General features: G+C 36.6%; 20 protein-coding genes. All 20 read right to left on the bottom strand.

The window, feature by feature from the left end:
• Window positions 1-3: 3 nt before the first annotated feature.
• Window positions 4-306 (bottom strand): YlxQ family RNA-binding protein, encoded by a 303-nt coding sequence (locus MKY26_RS04485; protein ID WP_095369492.1) that lies wholly within the window; start codon window positions 304-306, stop codon window positions 4-6.
• Window positions 307-315: 9 nt separating this feature from the next.
• Window positions 316-588: an RNase P modulator RnpM gene (gene rnpM, locus MKY26_RS04480; protein ID WP_095369493.1), complete on the bottom strand. Its 273-nt coding sequence runs from the start codon at window positions 586-588 to the stop codon at window positions 316-318.
• A gap of 14 nt (window positions 589-602) precedes the next feature.
• Window positions 603-1727, bottom strand: coding sequence for a transcription termination factor NusA (gene nusA / locus MKY26_RS04475; protein WP_191812158.1), 1125 nt, complete (start codon window positions 1725-1727; stop codon window positions 603-605).
• A 45-nt stretch (window positions 1728-1772) separates the two neighbouring features.
• Complete coding sequence (gene rimP / locus MKY26_RS04470; protein ID WP_095369494.1) at window positions 1773-2243, bottom strand: ribosome maturation factor RimP; 471 nt, start codon at window positions 2241-2243, stop codon at window positions 1773-1775.
• Between the two features lie 235 nt (window positions 2244-2478).
• The gene (locus tag MKY26_RS04465) at window positions 2479-6798 is read right to left on the bottom strand and encodes a PolC-type DNA polymerase III (RefSeq protein ID WP_341092215.1); all 4320 of its coding nucleotides are present in this window, start codon (window positions 6796-6798) and stop codon (window positions 2479-2481) included.
• Between the two features lie 348 nt (window positions 6799-7146).
• A complete protein-coding gene (locus MKY26_RS04460; protein ID WP_322909238.1) occupies window positions 7147-8841 on the bottom strand; it encodes a proline--tRNA ligase in 1695 nt (564 codons plus the stop codon).
• A gap of 92 nt (window positions 8842-8933) precedes the next feature.
• Window positions 8934-10199: an RIP metalloprotease RseP gene (gene rseP / locus MKY26_RS04455; RefSeq protein ID WP_095369497.1), complete on the bottom strand. Its 1266-nt coding sequence runs from the start codon at window positions 10197-10199 to the stop codon at window positions 8934-8936.
• 35 nt (window positions 10200-10234) lie between these two features.
• The gene (dxr, locus tag MKY26_RS04450) at window positions 10235-11380 is read right to left on the bottom strand and encodes a 1-deoxy-D-xylulose-5-phosphate reductoisomerase (protein ID WP_095369498.1); all 1146 of its coding nucleotides are present in this window, start codon (window positions 11378-11380) and stop codon (window positions 10235-10237) included.
• A 118-nt stretch (window positions 11381-11498) separates the two neighbouring features.
• Window positions 11499-12299, bottom strand: a complete 801-nt coding sequence (locus MKY26_RS04445) for a phosphatidate cytidylyltransferase (protein WP_095369499.1) — start codon at window positions 12297-12299, stop codon at window positions 11499-11501.
• Window positions 12300-12316: 17 nt separating this feature from the next.
• Window positions 12317-13093, bottom strand: a complete 777-nt coding sequence (locus MKY26_RS04440; protein ID WP_095369500.1) for an isoprenyl transferase — start codon at window positions 13091-13093, stop codon at window positions 12317-12319.
• 464 nt (window positions 13094-13557) lie between these two features.
• Complete coding sequence (gene frr, locus MKY26_RS04435; protein WP_341092213.1) at window positions 13558-14115, bottom strand: ribosome recycling factor; 558 nt, start codon at window positions 14113-14115, stop codon at window positions 13558-13560.
• Entirely contained in the window at window positions 14116-14841 is a 726-nt protein-coding gene (pyrH, locus tag MKY26_RS04430; RefSeq protein WP_095369502.1) for a UMP kinase, read from the bottom strand.
• 122 nt (window positions 14842-14963) lie between these two features.
• Entirely contained in the window at window positions 14964-15845 is an 882-nt protein-coding gene (gene tsf / locus MKY26_RS04425; protein ID WP_095369503.1) for a translation elongation factor Ts, read from the bottom strand.
• Window positions 15846-16049: 204 nt separating this feature from the next.
• Window positions 16050-16751, bottom strand: a complete 702-nt coding sequence (rpsB, locus tag MKY26_RS04420) for a 30S ribosomal protein S2 (protein ID WP_095369504.1) — start codon at window positions 16749-16751, stop codon at window positions 16050-16052.
• A 154-nt stretch (window positions 16752-16905) separates the two neighbouring features.
• Window positions 16906-17406, bottom strand: coding sequence for a hypothetical protein (locus MKY26_RS04415; RefSeq protein ID WP_095369505.1), 501 nt, complete (start codon window positions 17404-17406; stop codon window positions 16906-16908).
• 45 nt (window positions 17407-17451) lie between these two features.
• Window positions 17452-18789 (bottom strand): DUF342 domain-containing protein, encoded by a 1338-nt coding sequence (locus MKY26_RS04410; RefSeq protein WP_341092211.1) that lies wholly within the window; start codon window positions 18787-18789, stop codon window positions 17452-17454.
• A 24-nt stretch (window positions 18790-18813) separates the two neighbouring features.
• The gene (locus MKY26_RS04405; RefSeq protein WP_289433539.1) at window positions 18814-19566 is read right to left on the bottom strand and encodes a FliA/WhiG family RNA polymerase sigma factor; all 753 of its coding nucleotides are present in this window, start codon (window positions 19564-19566) and stop codon (window positions 18814-18816) included.
• A gap of 59 nt (window positions 19567-19625) precedes the next feature.
• Window positions 19626-20120, bottom strand: coding sequence for a chemotaxis protein CheD (locus MKY26_RS04400; RefSeq protein ID WP_180316976.1), 495 nt, complete (start codon window positions 20118-20120; stop codon window positions 19626-19628).
• A gap of 5 nt (window positions 20121-20125) precedes the next feature.
• Window positions 20126-20761, bottom strand: a complete 636-nt coding sequence (locus tag MKY26_RS04395; protein ID WP_095369509.1) for a chemotaxis protein CheC — start codon at window positions 20759-20761, stop codon at window positions 20126-20128.
• Window positions 20761-21213 (bottom strand): chemotaxis protein CheW, encoded by a 453-nt coding sequence (locus MKY26_RS04390; protein ID WP_095369510.1) that lies wholly within the window; start codon window positions 21211-21213, stop codon window positions 20761-20763. Before MKY26_RS04390 ends, MKY26_RS04395 begins: the two co-directional genes overlap by 1 nt.
• Window positions 21214-21233 lie beyond the last annotated feature (20 nt).

Raw genomic sequence — 21233 nt, 5'->3', positions numbered from 1 at the left:
GAATTAATCGAGCAACGTTAATAGCTTTTTGGCGAATCCAGCGTCTAAAACAGCCACCACTACTCTTGCTTCCTTGCCAATTGCTTGCCCTAACAATTCTCTGTCTGGGACAATCTTATAAGGAACAGCATAAGATTTACATTTGTCTGTTACTTTTTTTGTCGTATTAGCAGAAGCATCTGCAGACAACAAAACCAGCTTCGCTTTCCCTTTTCTAATATCGCTTATAGAAAGCTCTTCACCTGAAGTGATTTTACGCGCTCGATTGGCCAAGCCAAGTAATGACATCCATTTTCTCTCATTCATTTTGGACGGTCATTTCTCCTTTTCAATAAGATCTAAAAGTTCGTTATATATGTCCTCATCCACTTGTACATCTAGATGACTAGCTAAAATATTTTTCTTTTTTGCAAGTAAGATGGCTTCCTTGCTTTTTGTAAGATACGCTCCACGACCGGATTTCTTACCTGTAACATCAACCGAAACTTCGCCTTCTTTTGAGCGAACAATGCGTACGAGTGATTTCTTCGGCATCATTTCTCCCGTCGCTATACATTTTCTCATCGGAATTTTTCTGCTTTTGTTCACCAGCCATTCACCTCTTATTCCTTATCTTCAGGGAATGTAAAATCTTCATCTTCATCATCTTGATGATAGCTTAAAAGAGCTTCATCTCTTGGATATGTGCCGGCTTCTCTTGCTTCTGTCTCTGATTTAATATCAATTTTCCAACCAGTAAGCTTCGCCGCAAGTCTTGCATTTTGTCCGCGTTTCCCAATAGCTAGCGATAGTTGATAATCTGGAACAACAACCGTTGTCGCTTTGTCCTCTTCATTTACTACAACATCTAACACTTTAGAAGGACTTAATGCATTGGCTACAAAGACAACTGGATCGCTAGACCACTTCACAATGTCAATTTTTTCACCTTTTAACTCGTTAACAACGGCTTGCACACGTGTACCTTTAGGTCCAACACATGAACCAACTGGATCTACCTCTGGATTATCAGAATGTACAGAGATTTTTGAGCGATCTCCCGCTTCACGCGCAACAGATTTTAATTCAACAGTACCGTCATAAATTTCTGGTACTTCAATTTCAAAAAGACGTTTTAAAAGTCCTGGGTGTGTTCTAGAAACATAAATTTGTGGACCTTTTGTCGTTTTTTCGACTTTTGTAATAAACACTTTAATACGATCATGTGGGCGATACTGTTCACTAGGCATCTGTTCACTTACAGGTAAAATCGCTTCAATCTTACCAAGACTAACGTAAATAAATTTTGCGTCTTGTCTTTGGACAATGCCTGTCATGATATCCTCTTCTCGATCAATGAATTCAGAATAGATAATGCCTCTTTCTGCTTCACGAACACGTTGAGTAACGACTTGTTTGGCTGTTTGTGCAGCAATTCTACCAAAATCTTTTGGCGTTACTTCCATTTCTACAATATCTTCAACCGTATAGTTAGGATTAATCTTGCGTGCATCCTCGATAGAAATCTCTAATCTTGGATCAAACACTTCATCAACGACTTCTTTGCGGGCAAATACTTTCATAGTGCCACTACCTAAATTTAAATCAATACGGACATTTTGTGCTTGATTAAAGTTTCTACGATAAGCAGACACTAACGCGGCTTCCATTGCATCAATAATGACATCTCGTGAAATTCCTTTTTCCTTTTCAAGCAAAATAAGAGCATCTAATAATTCACTGCTCATGTGATTCATATCCCCCTTTAAATAAGTTGCGTTACGCCAATTGCTTTATGAGAAGACAATAGCTAAGCGAGCTTTTGCGATTTTTTCATACGGTAATTCTACCGTTTTCTTTCTTGTTTTAACTTTCATTTCAACTTTAACGATATGGCCATCGAAGTCTGTTAATACACCTTCAAATGTTTTTTCTCCATCTATTGGTTCATACGTTTTTATAAATACGTTTTTACCAATTGCTTTCATGAAATCTTGTTCTTTTTTTAGAGGGCGTTCCGCTCCTGGTGAAGAGACCTCAAGGAAATAGTTGTAAGGAATTGGGTCAATTTCATCTAATTTCTCACTTAAGCGTTCACTAACTACTCCACACTCTTCTATATCAACGCCTGTCTCTTTATCAATAAAGACACGAAGAAACCAGTCTTTTCCTTCCTTCACATATTCGATCTCAACTAATTCCAACTGAAGATCGCTCAAAATAGGAGTGACTAATTGTTCAACTTCTTCAGTCACTTTACTCATCTTTATCCCTCCTTCTAGCAAGATGCCTATTCATTATAAATGTAGCAGCAAACACTAGAGTTGCTGCTAATCGAGATATACCGGATCATCTTTGTAACCGATGAAAATTTTGGTTAATAACAAGACGAAAGAGTGGGTTGCCCCACTCTTGTTTGCGAAGATATCCGTTAGTATTTCCAATAAAACTATACCATAACCATAATTTTTATGCAAATGGAATAGCTGTAAAAGCGACTTAGAACAAACTTAACTGATTTTGGTCTGGTAATTCTTCTAAACAACCATGATTATTTAAGTACTCGATAATTGTTTTAGATACCTTACCTCTTTGCTGAAGATCTTCCTTCGATAGGAAGTCTCCTTCTCCTCTTGCTTTTACAATATTCAGTGCTGCGTTCGTACCTAATCCTGGTATAGAGTTGAACGGCGGAATCAGTGTATTACCTTCAATAATAAAGTCACTTGCACTGGATTTATACAAATCAACTTTTTGGAAACTATATCCTCTTTCATTCATTTCAAGCGCTAACTCCATTACAGTCAGCAAGTTTTTTTCTTTTGTAGAAGCATCTAAGCCTTTCGCATTGATTTCTTCAATTTTTGCTCGGATCGCCTGTGAGCCTTTTACCATCGCATCTATATCAAAATCTTCTGCACGAACGGTAAAATAAGCTGCATAATATAAAAGCGCATGATGAACTTTAAAGTAGGCTATACGTACCGCCATTAAGACATAGGCAGCGGCATGGGCTTTAGGGAACATATATTTTATCTTTAAGCAAGAGTCAATATACCACTCAGGTACTTCATTCTTCCTCATTTCCGCTTCCATCTCTTCTGTCAGGCCTTTTCCTTTTCGGACTGATTCCATAATTTTAAAAGCGAAAGCCGGTTCTAAGCCTTGATAAATTAAATACACCATAATATCATCCCGACATCCAATAACTTCACTTAATGTGCATGTATTGTTATGAATTAACTCTTGAGCATTGCCGAGCCATACATCAGTTCCATGTGAAAGACCTGAAATTTGAACAAGCTCAGAAAATGTCGTTGGTTTCGTGTCTTCTAGCATTTGTCGAACAAACCTTGTTCCGAACTCCGGAATACCAAATGTCCCTGTTTTACACATAATTTGCTCTTCTGTGACGCCTAACGATTCCGTTCCACTGAAGATTTTCATTACTTCTGGATCATCGGTTGGAATGGTCTTCGGATCAATCCCACTTAAATCTTGCAACATCCTAATAACAGTGGGATCATCATGACCAAGTATATCTAGCTTCAACACATTATCATGAATGGAGTGGAAGTCAAAATGAGTTGTTTTCCATTCTGAGTTACGATCATCAGCCGGAAACTGGATAGGTGAAAAATCATAAATATCCATATAATCAGGAACAACAATAATGCCGCCTGGATGTTGTCCAGTTGTTCGCTTAACACCGGTACAACCAGAAGCTAAGCGATCAATTTCTGCGCCTCGAATATGAAGATTATTATCATTTTGATACGCTTTAACATAGCCGAATGCCGTTTTGTCTGCTACAGTACCGATCGTTCCTGCCCGATATACATATTCTTCACCAAAAAGAACTTTTGTATAGTTATGAGCTCTAGGCTGATATTCCCCGGAGAAGTTCAAGTCAATATCTGGTACTTTATCCCCTTTAAAGCCTAAGAAAGTTTCAAATGGAATATCATGGCCATCTTTACGATAATGCTGAGAACAGTTTGGACAATCTTTATCTGGTAAATCAAACCCTGAACCTACTGAACCATCATCAAAAAACTCAGAGTGTTTACAATCAGGGCAGACGTAATGAGGAGGCAGTGGATTAACCTCTGTTATTTCCGTCATTGTCGCAACAAATGAGGAACCTACCGAACCCCTTGATCCTACTAAGTAGCCATCATTTAGTGACTTTTTAACAAGTTTATGAGAGATCAAGTAAATAACGGCAAAGCCATGTCCGATAATACTTTTTAATTCTTTCTCTAAACGAGCTTCTACGATTTCAGGTAGTTCTTCTCCGTAAATACTTCTCGCCATGCTATAGCTCATTTCACGCATTTCTTCGTCTGCGCCTTCTATTTTTGGCGTATAGAGATCATCTTTTATTGGTTTGATTTCATCAATCATCTCAGCAATTTTATTCGTATTATCTACTACGATTTTTTTCGCTGTTTCTTTTCCTAAAAATGCAAAGCATTCAAGCATTTCATTGGTCGTGCGAAAATGCACATCAGGCAGTTCATGACGGTTGAGCGGATTTGCCCCACCTTGAGAATTTACTAAAATCTTACGATAAATCTTATCATTCGGATTTAAGTAATGAACATTCCCTGTGGCAACAACTGGGATATTTAATTTTTCACCAAGTTGTACAACGTTCGTAATGATTTCTTCGAGCGCCTTTTCGTCACGAACTAACTCTAATTCTAATAAATGAGCATAGACCTCTTTAGGGTGAACCTCTAGATAATCATAAAACTCAGCTATCTCTTCCACTTCATCAGGCGATTTTTGCATCATCCCTTCAAAAACTTCACCTTTGTCACATCCAGAACCAACAATAATACCTTCTCTATATTTCTGTAATACCGAGCGAGGAATACGTGGCACACGATAAAAATAATTAATATGAGCAATCGAGACTAATTTAAAAAGATTCTTCAATCCTTCACTCGTTTGCGCTATCAAAGTACAATGGGACGGTCTAGCCCTTTGATAAGCATTTCCTTTACCCATATTGTCATTAAATTGATCATGGTATTCAATGCCTTTAGCCATCGCATCCTTCAGCATTTTGATTAATATATAGCCTGTCGCTTCCGCATCGTATATTGCCCGGTGATGTTGAGTTAGTTCAACATCAAACTTCTTTGCCAATGTGTTGAGGCGATGATTTTTCATTTCAGGGTGTAAAAATCGCGCTAATTCAAGTGTATCTACAACGGGATTTGTTGCTTTTCCAAGACCTATTTTCTTATACCCTACATTTAAAAAACCCATATCAAATGAAGCGTTATGGGCCACAAGCACACTATCGCCAGTCCATTCGTAAAAATCTTTTAAAACGTCAGCTACTTCAGGGGCATTCTCTACTAAATCATCTGTTATGCCCGTTAAATTAATTGTCGTAGCAGATAATGGATGATGCGGATTAGCAAAGGATTCAAAACGATCAATAATCTCGCCGTCGTGAATTTTCACGGCTGCAAGTTCTATAATGGTGTCATAAACAGCAGATAATCCAGTCGTTTCAACGTCAAACACAACATAAGTATCTTCAGCTACTCGTCTATGAGCATCATTATAAGCAATTGGTACACCGTCATCGATTAAGTTCGCCTCAACACCATAAAGTATTTTGATACCATTTTTCTTACCGGCATTAAATGCTTCTGGAAAGGATTGAGCACCAGCATGGTCTGTAATCGCAATTGCTTTATGTCCCCACTTCTTTGCTTGTGAAACAAGCGCACTAACCGAACTAACGGCATCCATTTGGCTCATTGGTGTATGAAGATGAAGTTCAACCCGCTTTTCATCTTCCTTAGCTGTATCTTTTCTTTCAATTGGTTTAATTTCATTTAAATCATTACCAATCATGACTAGGTCACGCACGAAGGTATCATTTTGAATGCTACCACGAACTTTCAGCCACATGCCTTTTTGTACCATTTGAAAGAGTGCAGCATCTTCTTTATCTCGGGAAAACATTTTTACAAGTATCGAGCTTGTATAATCAGTAATTTTGAAAGTTAATAATGTCCGACCACTTCTGAGTTCTTTTGTTTCTGCATGAAAGACGTAACCTTCCACAGCAATTCTTCTTTCTTCGTCAACTATATCAATTAGTTTGCGGAAGTCAGCATCATCTTTAATTGTCAGGCCAACTGTCAATGGCCCTTGTGGTATCGGTGTATCTGATTCTTGCTCTAATGCTTTCTTCTCCATTTCAATTGCTGCTTGCATGCCGCGTTCTTGATCTTCTTTTCTCTTTGCTTCTAAGAAACGCTCATATGCTTCATTGCTCTCTTCGGTTGACAATTCTGTTTCAATTTGAAATGGTGGAAATCCAAATGATTGAAAGCTATCAAGAATAAGGGGCGCATACTTATTTTTAATAGACTGACTTTCCATATCATTACTAACGGTAACGATTACCTTATTTCCCTTTATTTTCGGCACTTGCTCATGAAGAAGCTTAAGCATCGGTGGTGAGATGCCTTCAATTTCTTTCATACAAAATGTCCAATAATCTTGAATTAAGCTCTCATCATATTGTTGATTCGTAACAGTAATAGAAAAAGAGGTACGTGCAATATGAGAAAACTTGTGGTGCAATTGAGCTGCAAATCTTTGAAGAACAGTTGCCGGTAAGATTTGTACTAAGCTAAAGGAAAAATGCCACCTTTTTTCCTTTTTTTGAATATATACTTTCATGATTTCGGCTTGTTCAAAATAATGAACAAAAGCATCTTCTGTTAATTCTAATTGTTGTAACAGGAGCTGAAAACGTTCTTTGTTTCCTTTTACATCGCTCATTTCAGCCCTCCCCCTTCATTAACGTTCTATTTTTTTCAATCGGTCACTATTATATCATAATTAAATACTAGATTTGATAAAGTAAAAATCACGCTAATTGTCAACTATTTTGTGGTAATGTATATTATTTCCCCGAGGAATGAACGGGTTATTTAACACTTCAAAAATGAATGAAGCGTAGGCTATTAAGCATAAGTATCAAGCTATAATTCGGAAAGTGACGCAATTTATTAATAGGACTACAATCTAATTCTATCGATGATAAATAAAAAACCGATCCCATTCTCATCTTTAACATTTGACGACTAATGGGGTCGGAATATTTTTATATAGGAATGTTTAGGTTTTTTATGCTAACTGATTATGAATGAATTGTGGTAATTCATCCACCGATACTTCAAATTGCTCGCCTGTACTTCTTAATTTAACTTCTACGATGCCTTCATTTGCCTTTTTACCAACAGTAATTCGTAAAGGTAAACCGATTAAATCACTATCAGCGAATTTTACGCCAGCTCGTTCAGCGCGATCATCCCATAAAATACGATACCCTAAATCTTTCAAAGAATCGTATACTCTTTCACTTAATTGCACTTGGTCTTCTTTTTTCATATTTAAAGAAACAAGATGAAGCTGATAAGGTGCGATATTCTCCGGCCAAACAAGTCCATTTTCATCACTATGTTGTTCAGCAATAGCTGCCATTACACGAGAAACCCCGATGCCATAACAACCCATAATCATTGGTTGTGAACGGCCATTTTCATCAAGAATAGTCGCGTCCATAGCTTCACTATATCTCGTACCAAGCTTGAATATATGACCAACTTCAATTCCTTTTGCAAAAAGAATACTACCTTCTCCATCAGGTGATGGGTCTCCTTCTTGAATAAAGCGAACATCTGCATATTGTTCTACGGTAAAGTCGCGATCCACATTTACATTGACATAGTGGTAACCAGCTTCATTTGCACCGCAGACACCATTTACAATTGCACTGACAGCATGGTCGGCAATGATCCGTACATTTGTATGAACCGGACCAATGGAACCAATTTCACAGCCAATAACGGATTTTGTCTCCTCAGCATCAGCTAATTCCACATCATTGGCAGCGAGCAGATTCTTTACTTTAATATCATTGACTTCATGATCACCACGAACAAGTATCAATACATAATCTTCATCTACTTTAAACAGTAATGATTTTATGCATTTTTCTGCTGAGACATTTAAATAATCCACAATTTCTGCAATACTTTTTTGATTCGTAGTACTAACTTTTTCAATTTCTCTTAACTCTTCATTAGATTTTTCATATGTTGAAACTACCTCTGCCATTTCAATATTTGCTGCATATTGAGATGTATCAGAATAAGCAATCGTATCTTCTCCAATTTCGGACAGAACCATAAATTCATGAGTATCTTTACCACCCATTGCTCCAGAATCCGCAATAACAGCTCTAAAATTCAAACCTGCGCGAGAAAAAATATTGGAATAAGCTTGATAAAAAAGGTCGTACATCTCATCTAAACTTTCTTGGCTTGAATGGAAAGAATAACCATCTTTCATAATAAATTCTCGACCTCTTAGCACACCAAAACGCGGACGCTTTTCATCACGAAACTTCGTTTGAATTTGATACAGAGCAAGGGGTAACCTTTTATATGATTTCACTTCATCACGTACAAGACTCGTCACAACCTCTTCATGTGTTGGCCCAAGAGCAAATTCTCGCTCATGACGGTCTTTCATTCTCATTAACTCTGAACCATATGTATACCAGCGACCAGACTCTTGCCACAACTCTGCTTGCTGAAGTGCAGGCATAAGCATCTCTACGGCATTAATGGCTTCAAGCTCTTCTCTAATAATCGTTTCAATATTTTGTAACACTTTTCTTGCCATTGGTAAATAACTATAAATACCACTAGCATTTTGACGAATAAATCCTGCTCTTAATAAAAGTTGATGACTTTTAATTTCTGCATCAGCAGGGTTTTCCCTTAAAGTTGGAATTAATACCTGACTTTGTTTCATCTTAATTTATACACCTCTATTATTTATTTTCATTATCAAGGCTCAGAAACCATTTAGTGAAAACGGATCTCTGAGCCTCAGGTTTCATCTTCTTATAAAAAGAATCGCTGAATGTCATTCCATGTTACAACTAACATAAGCAGCATTAATAGCGCAAAGCCTACAAAGTGAACCATACCTTCTTTTTGTTTGTCTATCGGTTTTCCTCTAACTCCTTCAATAGCAAAGAACATTAATCTTCCACCATCGAGAGCAGGGATAGGCAATAGGTTCATGATACCTAAATTGATGCTTAAGACGCCTGCCCACTTCATTAAATAAAATATACCTGATTGAGCAACTGTGTCAACTGAAACATAGATACCAACAGGACCTGAAAGGGCATCAATCGTAAATTCCCCAGAGATTAACTTCCCTAAAATAACAAAAATTTCTTTTGTCCATAATAAGGTCTCCTCAGCACCGTATACAACTGATTTTAATGGATTTTTTTCCATCGGACTATATACACCGATCACACCGATTGTCGGACCATCTTCTATTTCTTGTGACTTAGGTGTAACCGGGATCGTCATTTCTTCCCCACCGCGATCAATTTGAAATTCAAGCTCATTATTAGGGTTTTTCTGAATGATTTCTACAACATCTTGCCAGCTTGAAATTTCTGCACCATCGACTGAATGAACAATGTCACCTTGTTTGAATCCTGCATCAATCGCTGCACCATCTTCTGTTAATTCCCCAAGCATCGGCGCATTTGATGGCATCCCCTGTAATAAAGCGATGATGACAAAAATAACAAAAGCTAAAACAAAGTTCATCATCGGTCCAGCGAAAATAGCCATTGTTCTTTGTCCTAAAGTTTTAGAAGAAAATTGGCGATCATAAGGAGCAATCAGTGTTTCTGTTCCATCTTCCACCAATACTGCTCGGCGATTCACCTTAAAAGTTTCTAATTTTTCTTCTTCCTCACCTTCGACATACCCTTTTAATATCAATTCATGTTCAATATCTGCATGTTCGATTTCGAGAATCCTTGCATCCGGATATTTATCTTTGTTATTTAAAATAATCTTCTGAACTTCATTTTGGTCATTGAAGACTAATCCTACACGGTAACCTGCTTTCAATTCGACCATTTCAACATCTTCACCAGCCATCCGAACATAGCCACCTATCGGTAACAACCGGATCGTATAAAGTGTATCATTTTTTGTAAATGAAAAAACTTTTGGTCCCATACCAATCGCGAACTCACGACATAGGATACCTGCTCGCTTCGCAAAGATTAAATGTCCAAGTTCATGGAAAAATACTAGTGCCCCAAAAATGATAATAAAGGCTATGACTGTACTCAATTTTTAACCACCTTTTTTTCTGAATCAAAAACGAATCAGCTTGATAAAAGCGAATAGATATAGGCTCTTGTTTCCTCATCTACTTCTTGTATTTCTGATAATGTCGGTGCTTTTATACAGGAATGTCTTGTTAAAGCTTTTTCAATTAACTCTTCAATCTTTAAAAAGCTTATTTTTCCTTCTAAAAATGCTGCAACCGCTGCTTCATTTGCTGCATTTAAAACCGCAGGCATCGATCCACCTTCTTTTCCTGCTTGGTAAGCAAGCGCTAAACAACGAAAGCGATCATAATCCATCTCTTTAAAATGGAGCTGGCCAATTTTGGCTAGATCTAATCGCTTATTCTTTAATGGCAAACGGTCTGGGTATGAAAGTGCGTACTGGATAGGTACCCTCATATCCGGTGTACCTAATTGTGCGATGACACTACTATCATGGAATTCAACCATTGAATGAATGATACTTTCATTATGAAGAAGACAGTCAATCTTATCATATGGTAATGAGAATAACCAATGAGCTTCGATTACTTCTAAGCCCTTATTCATCATTGTTGCCGAGTCAATTGTGATTTTAGCTCCCATTGACCAGTTAGGATGATTTAACGCTTGTTCAACTGTTACTGCTTCTAAATCCGCTCTGCTATAATCACGAAAAGATCCTCCAGAAGCGGTTAAAATCAATCTATCGATATTCTTCGCATTCTCACCTTGTAATGCTTGAAAAATCGCTGAATGCTCACTATCAACAGGTAAAAGGTCAACACCATAGTTTTTTGCTGCTTCCATGACTAAATGCCCCGCTGTTACCAATGTTTCCTTATTTGCAATAGCAATCGTTTTTCTTTCCTCAATTGCTTGTAATGTTGGTTCTAGTCCGACACGACCTAAAACAGCATTTACCAATATATTTGCTTTATTGTATACAGCCACTTCTGTTAAACCGAGTTGTCCATATGTAAATGATATGCTTGGAAACTCAGCTTTAAGCATCTCCATCGAACTTTTTTCTAAGACGGAAACAAGCTCTGGATGGAATTCATTGATTACTTGACGGGCAAAATGAATATTTTTTCCTACTGAAAAAGCTACTAATTGGAATTCATCAGGATGCTGTCTAATGATATCTAACGTTTGTGTACCGATAGAACCTGAAGCACCCATTAAACTAATTTTTTTCATTTCTAAAACATCTCCTATTAAGAAAAGTGTCTACTAAGCCACATATCATATGGTATGATTACACTTTCCCCGCTAAAAACGGCGTCTCTATATAATCGTTTCTCTACCCTGTCTTTTATTACATGATAGATAAGATAATATACATAAATGGCCAAACAAATAACAAGCTATCGAAACGGTCAAGGATCCCACCATGACCAGGTAATATTCTACCCGAATCTTTTACCCCGTAATGTCTTTTAAATGCTGATTCTGCCAAGTCGCCAACTTGTCCAAAGACAGCTAATAGACAGGTCATAAGAATAATGAGAATAGCGGGTTCACTAATATCTGTAAAAATCAAAAACAAACAAGCAACAACAACAGATGAAATAACACCGCCAACACTACCCTCTATTGTTTTATTAGGACTAATATCTGGCCATAGCTTTCTTTTTCCAAATGCCTTTCCAAAGAAATACGCACCTGAATCAGAAGCCCATATAATAAATAGGCTAAAAAAGATCCAAATAAGACCATTCTCCATCGCTCTCGTTTCTAGAAAGTAATGAAAACCAAAACCTATATAGATAGTAGAAATGAGCATAAAGGCAATATCATCATATGTAACACGATTCTTTGTTAATACTGTATATGTAAGCAAAAGAAGTACACCAAGTACTAAAATATCTGTCTTTCCAACTCCTGCTCGTATTAACCAAGCAAAATAAAATTCTGTAGGAATCATGATCATCCATAATATAAACGTAGATATGAGTCCTGGAAGGGAAAATAGATTAAACCCTTTCATTCTTAATAGTTCGTATAAGCCTACTGTTGCAAAAAAATAGGCAAGGAGCATCAATGGCCACCCACCAATAAATACTAGTGGCAAGAGAACTGCTCCAAAAATGATTGCTGTGATTACTCTTTCTTTCATTCATTTCAACACCTTTATTAAACTCCTCCAAAACGCCTTTGACGCTTTTGGAATACTTCAACTGCTTCAACAAAATGTTCTTCCCCAAAGTCTGGCCATAAAACATCTGTAAACCAAAACTCAGCATAAGCTAGTTGCCATAGCATAAAATTACTTAAACGAATTTCCCCACTCGTTCGTATCAGTAGGTCTGGATCGGTCAACTCATTTGTCATTAAGTATGATGAAAAAACTTCTTCTGTTAACTTTTCATCATCTATTATACCACTTTGCGCATCAATTAAGACGTTTTTAACTGCCTCAATAATTTCCGCTCGACTCCCGTAGTTCATAGCGAAATTTAACACTAACCCATCATTATGAGCAGTAGATTGGATCGCTTCGTCAATCGCTTTTAATGTCGCTGCCGGTAAAATAGATTTATTTCCTATCATTTTCACTTGAACATTCTCTTCAATTAATTCGGGTAAAAACGTTTGCAGAAATTCAGATGGCAACTTCATAAGGAAATCGACTTCCATTTTCGGCCTTTTCCAATTCTCAGTAGAGAAGGCGTATAATGTTAACGTTTTAACACCCAGTTGATTGGCGAATCGTGTGATTTTTCTAACGACTTTTGCCCCTTCATGATGACCTGCAACACGTGGCAACGTTCTTTTTTTAGCCCAGCGACCATTACCATCCATGATGATAGCTACATGCTCTGGAATTGGCTGTGCTTTAATATTATCTATTCTATCTTGAAGATCTATTGAGTCATTATTATTTTTCCAAAGTTTCATTTTATCGAACATTTGAATACTCCTTTTAATCGGCTGATTTACCATTAAATAAGTAATGCCATGTATTTAATGGATAAGCACCCTTTTCCGTTCATACTACTTCGATGATTAAACGAGTGACGCTTTTGCCATTTCAGATATATTCATTATAGGCAGAATAAGTAAGCACATCAATAACTTTCCTCCAATTGTGCTCCTCATTTTAAAGATTACCACAAAACGATGCAATAAGATATTTTTTTAAGATATTAATTAAAATTAAGAGTTCGATTTCAAGGATTGCCGTTTTGGTTTATCTGCCAACAAATTCTATCAGTAAAGAAAATAGTTCCATTTTCTTCTACGCTACTGCCTTTTTCACTTCATTCATAAAACACGAAGTTTTAGAATCGGTCCATTATAGAAAAAGCCCCCTATTTATCATAGAGGGCTTCGCCTACAATCGAAAAAGTATGTCCTATATAATGTAAATAAGATTATACTTCTAAAATTTCTTTTTCTTTATCTTTTGTAAGCTCATCAATTTTCTTAATGAACTCATCTGTTGCTTTTTGGATATCATCTGAGTAACCACGTTGATCATCCTCAGTGATTTCTCCATTTTTTTCTAGTTTTTTCAGATCATCATTACCGTCTCTTCTAATATTACGGATGCCTACTTTTGCTTCTTCCGCCTCTTTTTTCACAACTTTTACAAGTTCCTTACGGCGCTCTTCAGTTAGTTGTGGAATGGATAAACGAATAAGGTTTCCATCGCTTGTTGGAGTAAGTCCTAAATCTGATTTCAAGATTGCCTTTTCAATGTCACCTAATATAGATTTATCATAGGGTTGAATGACTAATAAACGTGCTTCTGGTACAGAAACACCAGCTAATTGGTTAATAGGTGTTGGTGCACCATAGTAATCTACTGTTATTCTATCTAATATAGAAGAGTTAGCTTTCCCAGCTCTGATACCGGCTAATTCGCGTGTGTAAGATTGTGTTGCTTTTGTCATACGTTCTTTTACATTAGCTATGATATTTTTTGGCATTTAGTTTTTCCCCCTTACGATTGTACCGATTGGCTCGCCTAATACAGCGCGATTGATATTTCCTTTTTCCATAATAGAAAAGACAATCAGTGGAATATTATTATCCATGCAAAGTGATGATGCCGTTGAATCCATGACTGCTAATCCCTCTTTAATGACATCTAAATAGGATAATTCATCGTATTTTTTTGCATTTTTATCGATTCGTGGATCAGCAGAGTATACACCGTCAACATTATTTTTTGCCATTAAGATAACTTCAGCATCAATTTCTGCCGCTCTTAGTGCAGCTGTTGTATCTGTAGAGAAATAAGGGTTTCCTGTGCCTGCAGCGAAAATAACGACCCTTTTCTTTTCCAAGTGACGAATGGCTTTTCTACGGATATATGGCTCAGCAACTTGTCTCATTTCAATTGAAGTTTGTACTCTTGTTTCAATCCCAAGTTGTTCTAAACTATCTTGAAGTGCTAAGGAGTTCATTACCGTTGCAAGCATTCCCATATAATCTGCATTAGCACGTTCCATACCCATCTCTTCACCAATCTTACCACGCCAAATATTTCCGCCACCAACAACGACAGCTACTTCAACATCTAGCTCAGCTAAGTCTTTCACTTGCTGTGCGACTGACTTAATTACTGATGGATTAATGCCGAAACCTTGTTCTCCAGCCAATGCTTCACCACTTAATTTTAAAACAACTCTTTTATATTTAGGGTCGCTCATAAGAACCTCCATAATGAATAGTAAGCAAAAAAAGCTTTTGCTTAAAATTTCAAATTACATTTATTCTAACAAACAGGGAACACACAGTGTTCCCCACAAATTCATCTACTATGGTAGATTTATTATTTTTTCACTTGGCTCATTACTTCTTCTGCAAAGTTATCTTCGCGTTTTTCGATACCTTCTCCTACTTCATAACGTACGAATTCGCTAATTTTACCGCCTTTAGAAGCAACAAATTTCCCAACTTTTTCATCTGGGTTTTTAACAAATGATTGATCGTTTACACAAACTTCTTCGAAATATTTACCTAAGCGACCTTCAACCATTTTCTCAACGATTTTTTCTGGTTTACCTTCGTTAAGCGCTTGTTGAGTAAGAACTTGACGCTCATGTTCAACTTCTTCTTGTGAAACTTCATCACGAGAGATATATTTAGGGTTTAATGCTGCAATATGCATAGATACGTCTTTTGCTGCTTCTTCATCAGTTGTACCTTCAAGTACTGTAAGTACACCAATACGTCCACCCATGTGTAGGTATGCGCCAAAAGCATCGTTATCTGTTTTTGTTTTAACTTCAAAACGGCGTAATGATAGTTTTTCTCCAATTTTAGAAATAGCTGTATTGATATGAGACTCAACTGTGTTACCATTTGTCATAGATCCTTGAAGTGCTTCTTCAACTGACGCAGGTTTTACACTTAACAAGTGCTCTCCTAATTCTTTTACAAGTGTTTGGAAACCTTCGTTTTTAGCAACGAAGTCTGTTTCAGCATTTACTTCAAGAATAACAGCTTCATTTCCTTCTACTTTAATAGAAGTTAAGCCTTCAGCAGCGATACGATCGCCTTTCTTCGCAGCTTTTGCAATACCTTTCTCACGAAGAAAGTCAATTGCTTTTTCCATATCTCCGTCTACTTCTTGAAGTGCTTTTTTACAATCCATCATTCCAGCACCTGTTTTTTCACGTAATTCTTTTACCATTTGTGCAGTGATTGCCATTATGGAATCCTCCTTATTGAATATGTAAATGTCGTATATGAACATTCAGCATGATTTTTTATTATTACATTATCTTTTCCAAATATTGCGTATGCCAATCGTTCTTTTGATTTGCAGGCAACAAATACGTCATTCTTTTTAAAAAAAGGTGATAAAGGGTGCTCCCTATTATCACCTTTTCAAAAATAACGCATTTCATAGCAATTATGCAGTCGTTACTTCTTCACCTTGTTTAGCTTCTAAAATTGCATCCGCCATTTTACCAGTTAAAAGTTTAACGGCACGAATTGCATCGTCGTTTGCAGGGATTACTACATCGATTTCATCTGGATCACAGTTCGTATCAACAATACCAACGATTGGAATGTTTAATTTATGCGCTTCTGCAACTGCAATGCGCTCTTTACGAGGATCAATGATGAATAAAGCATCAGGAAGAGCTTTCATATCTTTGATTCCGCCCAAGAATTTTTCTAAACGTTCTTGCTCTTTTCTTAATTGAACAACTTCTTTTTTAGGAAGTACTTCAAAAGTGCCATCTTCAGACATTCTTTCGATATCTTTAAGACGTGCAATACGCTTTTGGATTGTTTCAAAGTTTGTTAATGTACCACCTAACCAACGTTGGTTTACATAGTACATACCAGAACGAATTGCTTCTTCTTTAACAGAATCTTGCGCTTGTTTTTTAGTACCAACGAAAAGAACTGTTCCGCCTTCACCAGCTAGTTCTTTAACGAAATTATAAGCTTCTTCTACCTTCTTAACTGTTTTTTGAAGGTCGATAATGTAGATGCCGTTACGCTCAGTGAAAATGTATTTTTTCATTTTTGGGTTCCAACGGCGAGTTTGGTGTCCGAAATGTACACCAGCTTCAAGCAATTGCTTCATAGAAATTACTGACATGGATGTTTCCTCCTAATGGTTTTTATTTTCCTCCGCTCATATCATCTTTAACTAGAAACTGTATTGACAGCACCAACTAGTTAAATCAATAAGCGTGTGTATTAACACCGTTTTATAATATAGCATAACTCCAGTAAGTAAGCAAGACTTATCATCATTCCTTAGAAAATTTCAATAAAAGTTCTACCTCTTTTTTTCCTTTATTCATGCGTTTTGCAATTTCATCGACGGAGTGCCCTTGATGATAAAGGTCCTGAATAGAAGAATGGGTAGTCGCTTCATTCTTTTCTTTTTGACGGTCAATATGAGTATCCTTATTGGCTTGATTAGCTTGATAAATAGATGCAGCCTTCTTTTTAGCTGTTGTTGTCCGATAGCGTTTATTCAACTCTTGTGGATTTGGCTCATTTTGTACGTTAGATTCGTCATTTACTGGAGATAATATATTTCTTTGCTGGACCTGCTTCAAAAAAGCTTCGTTCTCTTCACGCATTTCCGTTATGTATATCGCTAATAATTGATCCATTTGTTCTATATTATTTTTTTGTTCTTTTTCTAAAGAAACAAAACGATTTTGCCGTAAATAAAGGAGAAGAATCGCAGTGATTGCGAGTATATTCAATATGAGACTAATGATAAGGAAGAAAACAATCATTATTTATCCCTTCTTTTTTGTCAACTATTAGTGACTCTCTACTTTTTAATTTTCAATAGGTAATACAATAAATTCTGATTTATCAAAATGAATGGTAATATGCGCATTCGGCTTTTTAAAAAGCTTGGCGTACTTACCTTTTTTTATCTTTGTTTGAGGGTATAGATCTCCAAGAATTTTGATAGCTAGCTTATCCTTTTGAAAAGTGTGGTGACTTTCTATCTCTTGTTTCTTTTTCGTTAGATTTAAGATTTCTTGCTCGATATGCTTCTTAGTCTTTTTATGTTTTAATGCCAACGGATGTCCCTGTTGATCCTCCTGCAATTTAGACTCAATAGAAACTAACTTTTGTTTTACGATATTTAAATCAGCAAGTTTGTTCGAGATTTCCCCTAACTTTTCTTGTAGTGAATAATCCTCATCTTTTAATTCAATTTCAGTATATGTAAAATGGTGATTGCCAATATCTTTGACAATCATTTCACCATATGTTGATAAATGCCCCCCGATGACAGATGCATTATTAGCATAAATATGTTCCTTGGCAAACACTACACTATGAAGGATTGAACGCTCTATATATATATTACTTTCAGATTCTACTACTGCTTGATTTAAAAAATGGGCTCTTATACTACCTTGAGCCTGAATTTTACCATATTGATTTCCGAGGACTCCACCTTCAATATAAATATAGCCTTGTGCCTCTAAATTTGCGTTTTCAACTGTTCCTTCTACCCTTATATTACCTGTTGCCACTATATGGCTTCCTGTTAAGACATTCCCTTTCACAACCACGTTACCATCAAATTTCATTATACCTTTTCCTGGATGATAATCACCATCTATCAGTTGTATCGGCAACACAGACAAGCTGTTTTTTGACAGTAAGACTTCACCATCAATTAAAGAATAATATTGCTCATGATGTAAGATCACATTTTCCCCTGGAGTGATGTGTAATTCTTTTCCATTCATGCTGTTAACCCTTTGTCCATGAACATCGATTCCGTCCGTTCCAGGTGTAGCTGGAAAAATAGTTGCGATCACCTCTCCATTTGCTACTGTGACCATATACTCATGTATGTCATTAAGCTTCTCTCGCTTCTCACTATGCATATTTAACTTTTCCTTTACTAAATAAGCATCTCTTCCAGCGATTGGTTTCTCACCTTTTGCAATTTCGATTGGGGAAGTGTAGGCTAGAGGGTCTTCAACTATTTTCGCGATTAGCGCATGGTCAAGTCCGTATGTAATATTCGCTTTACGAATACTTTTTTCTATTACTTGTTTAATATTATCATCTTGTATCTCACTTGCCTGTAGATGTAACAAAGCAGTTAACCTATCAGGTGATACAGAAATGATATGCCCTCCTACCATAGAAAAACCCTCCTTCAAAGAACATTAGACGATTTTTTCTAATGTTTTCTTTAACTTTTGAATTGCCTTTGAATGAATTTGTGAAATCCTAGATGTAGAAAGCTGTAAAACTTCACCAATTTCGGTTAATGTCAGTTCTTCTTTATAAAATAAACTAACCACTAATTGTTCCTTTTCGTTTAATTGCTTAATTTGTGATGTTAATTCTTCAATTAATTCATTTTTAACAAGCTGTTTTTCTGGTAAAATAGCTCTCTCATCTTGAAGAACAAATGAATAATCATCATAATCATAGTCACTCGGTTTTTCATCAATAGATAATAAGTTGGCCATGTATTGTTCATTTAGAGTAGCATATACTTCCTTAGTTGATAATTGTACCTCAAGAGCAATTTCTTCAACTGTGACATTACGCATATAGGCCTGCTCTAATCTTTCAATCGCCGCTTCCACTTTTTTTGTTCTTTCTCTCGTGCTTCTAGATAGCCAGTCTTCTTTTCTTAAACCATCTAAGATGGCGCCCCTAACTCTGAAGGATGCATACGTATCAAATTTAAGGTCACGATTGGGGTCGTATTTTTCTAGTGCATCAAATAAACCCATCATGCCTAAACTTTTTAATTCATCCCTTGACACGTTTTTAGGGAGACCTGCTGCAATCCTTTGAACATGATAACTCACAAGTGGCATATATCTTTTAACGAGAAAATTACCCGCGTCTTGATTTCGTGAACATACCCACTCATCCCAAGCTTTCTCTTCTGAAACTTGTAGCATTGATTGAATCTGGTTAAATACATGATTTAAACCAGATACTCACCTCCTCTAACAAATATTTATATATATGTCACTCCTTGATTAACCGTCTTAACCATCATCTTGCCATTCTCTGGATTGAACTCTATCGTTCGTCCACAGTGACCACCTACATCCTTACCTGTCACTTCAACTTGCAAGTTTTTTAATATTCGTTCTGTAGTGGCTATATTTCTTTCGCCAATACGGATCACATCTTGACCGGATGAAAATTTAAACATATGTGCCCCACCTGCATACTTAGCCATGATGGAAATACGATGCGCACCACTTTTAATTAACTCATCATACAAATGCTTAATTCCTGAATCAGCAAACTTAGCGGGGTTAAATACCTTTGATTTTGCTAAGGATGAGTCAGGGAGCATTATATGAACCAATCCTGCTATTTTCTTTTTTTGATCATAAAGTACGACACCTACGCAAGAACCTAAACCTGACGTCCTAATTAACTGAGGTGCCTGAACAATATGACAGTCAGCTATCCCAACTTTCACGACTTCACTTGTATTCATTTTATTTATCCGTCACATTTCTTTAAGATTTCAGATAACGAGTGATTATCGAGGAAGATCAATAAGTGACAAAGCTCTTCTTTCGATTCTTCAACAATCTCCATACTCGTTTGAATAACTAATAACTCATCATAGTCGTATGATTGTGTAATACAAGCATCACTGATTAATGCAGCTGACATATCGATACTTATAGCAGGAAGTGAACAAAAGAGTGGTTCTTCAAAAAAATCCCCAAGTGCTGAAGCGTAGGCGCCTGTTAACATATTCATTAATTCCGCTAATGCTGATTGTTCCATGTGATCGTATAGACTACTAAACATTTCATTTTGGCTTTGTAGCAAGTTTGCTATCCACCGTTCTACATTTTGATAAGACATTAATAATAATAGTTGGCTTGAAAGAGAGCCTGATACTTGCGACAAACCCCCAACCGTTACATTCTCGTCATTACCGTTCGCCTCGACTACCTCTTGATAGGTATAGATGTGAACCGAGGGAACACGCATATTTACTTTTTTATCCAGCAAAGAAGAAAGTGCTGTTGCTGCATTACCTGCACCAATATTTGCTACTTCTTTTAACATATCTATAAATTTTGGGAGATGGTGTCGATTATTAATAGAATAAGAATCAGCCATTAAACTTCTACATTCTCCTCTATATTTAATACTTTAGCTAAGTCAATCAAAATAAGAATTTGTTGATTCATTTTGGCGACAGCTTTTATATAATCAAACGACTCTGTTCCTACCACTTCAGGCGGGGGCTCTAATTGTGATGTTGCAACATCTATCACATCATTAGCTGCATCGACAATTAACCCCACTTCCTTTTCACCCTTTTTCGTAATAATAATTCTAGTATGTTCGGAATAGGGGTGTTCGGGTAAATTAAATCTCGTGCGTAAATCGACAATTGGCAATATAACACCACGCAGATTAATGACACCTTTAATATACTTCTCTGTTCCTGGCACTCTCGTAATATGTTCTATTTTTTCTATTGAGAGTACATCTGCAACAGGTACCCCATATTCTTTATCACCAAGCTGAAATACAATTAATTGAACAGTATGTTGGTTATTTTCCACAGTCCAATCACCATCTTCCT

This window comes from Cytobacillus sp. FSL R7-0680 (assembly GCF_038009245.1).
GTDB lineage: Bacteria > Bacillota > Bacilli > Bacillales > Cytobacillaceae > Cytobacillus > Cytobacillus kochii.
This window is presented reverse-complemented; position numbering and strand designations above follow the sequence as displayed.

Excerpts from the sequence above, each read along its gene's own strand:
- MKY26_RS04415 (WP_095369505.1), bottom strand. The coding sequence starts at position 17,406 with ATGATTGTTTTCTTCCTTATCATTAGTCTCATATTGAATATACTCGCA.
- MKY26_RS04485 (WP_095369492.1), bottom strand. The coding sequence starts at position 306 with ATGAATGAGAGAAAATGGATGTCATTACTTGGCTTGGCCAATCGAGCG.
- MKY26_RS04460 (WP_322909238.1), bottom strand. The coding sequence starts at position 8,841 with ATGAAACAAAGTCAGGTATTAATTCCAACTTTAAGGGAAAACCCTGCT.
- dxr (WP_095369498.1), bottom strand. The coding sequence starts at position 11,380 with ATGAAAAAAATTAGTTTAATGGGTGCTTCAGGTTCTATCGGTACACAA.
- MKY26_RS04445 (WP_095369499.1), bottom strand. The coding sequence starts at position 12,299 with ATGAAAGAAAGAGTAATCACAGCAATCATTTTTGGAGCAGTTCTCTTG.
- tsf (WP_095369503.1), bottom strand. The coding sequence starts at position 15,845 with ATGGCAATCACTGCACAAATGGTAAAAGAATTACGTGAAAAAACAGGT.
- MKY26_RS04465 (WP_341092215.1), bottom strand. The coding sequence starts at position 6,798 with ATGAGCGATGTAAAAGGAAACAAAGAACGTTTTCAGCTCCTGTTACAA.
- rimP (WP_095369494.1), bottom strand. The coding sequence starts at position 2,243 with ATGAGTAAAGTGACTGAAGAAGTTGAACAATTAGTCACTCCTATTTTG.
- pyrH (WP_095369502.1), bottom strand. The coding sequence starts at position 14,841 with ATGAGCGACCCTAAATATAAAAGAGTTGTTTTAAAATTAAGTGGTGAA.
- MKY26_RS04405 (WP_289433539.1), bottom strand. The coding sequence starts at position 19,566 with ATGCTACAAGTTTCAGAAGAGAAAGCTTGGGATGAGTGGGTATGTTCA.
- MKY26_RS04400 (WP_180316976.1), bottom strand. The coding sequence starts at position 20,120 with ATGAATACAAGTGAAGTCGTGAAAGTTGGGATAGCTGACTGTCATATT.
- frr (WP_341092213.1), bottom strand. The coding sequence starts at position 14,115 with ATGCCAAAAAATATCATAGCTAATGTAAAAGAACGTATGACAAAAGCA.
- MKY26_RS04395 (WP_095369509.1), bottom strand. The coding sequence starts at position 20,761 with ATGGCTGATTCTTATTCTATTAATAATCGACACCATCTCCCAAAATTT.
- MKY26_RS04440 (WP_095369500.1), bottom strand. The coding sequence starts at position 13,093 with ATGTTCGATAAAATGAAACTTTGGAAAAATAATAATGACTCAATAGAT.
- rpsB (WP_095369504.1), bottom strand. The coding sequence starts at position 16,751 with ATGTCAGTAATTTCTATGAAGCAATTGCTTGAAGCTGGTGTACATTTC.
- MKY26_RS04410 (WP_341092211.1), bottom strand. The coding sequence starts at position 18,789 with ATGGTAGGAGGGCATATCATTTCTGTATCACCTGATAGGTTAACTGCT.
- nusA (WP_191812158.1), bottom strand. The coding sequence starts at position 1,727 with ATGAGCAGTGAATTATTAGATGCTCTTATTTTGCTTGAAAAGGAAAAA.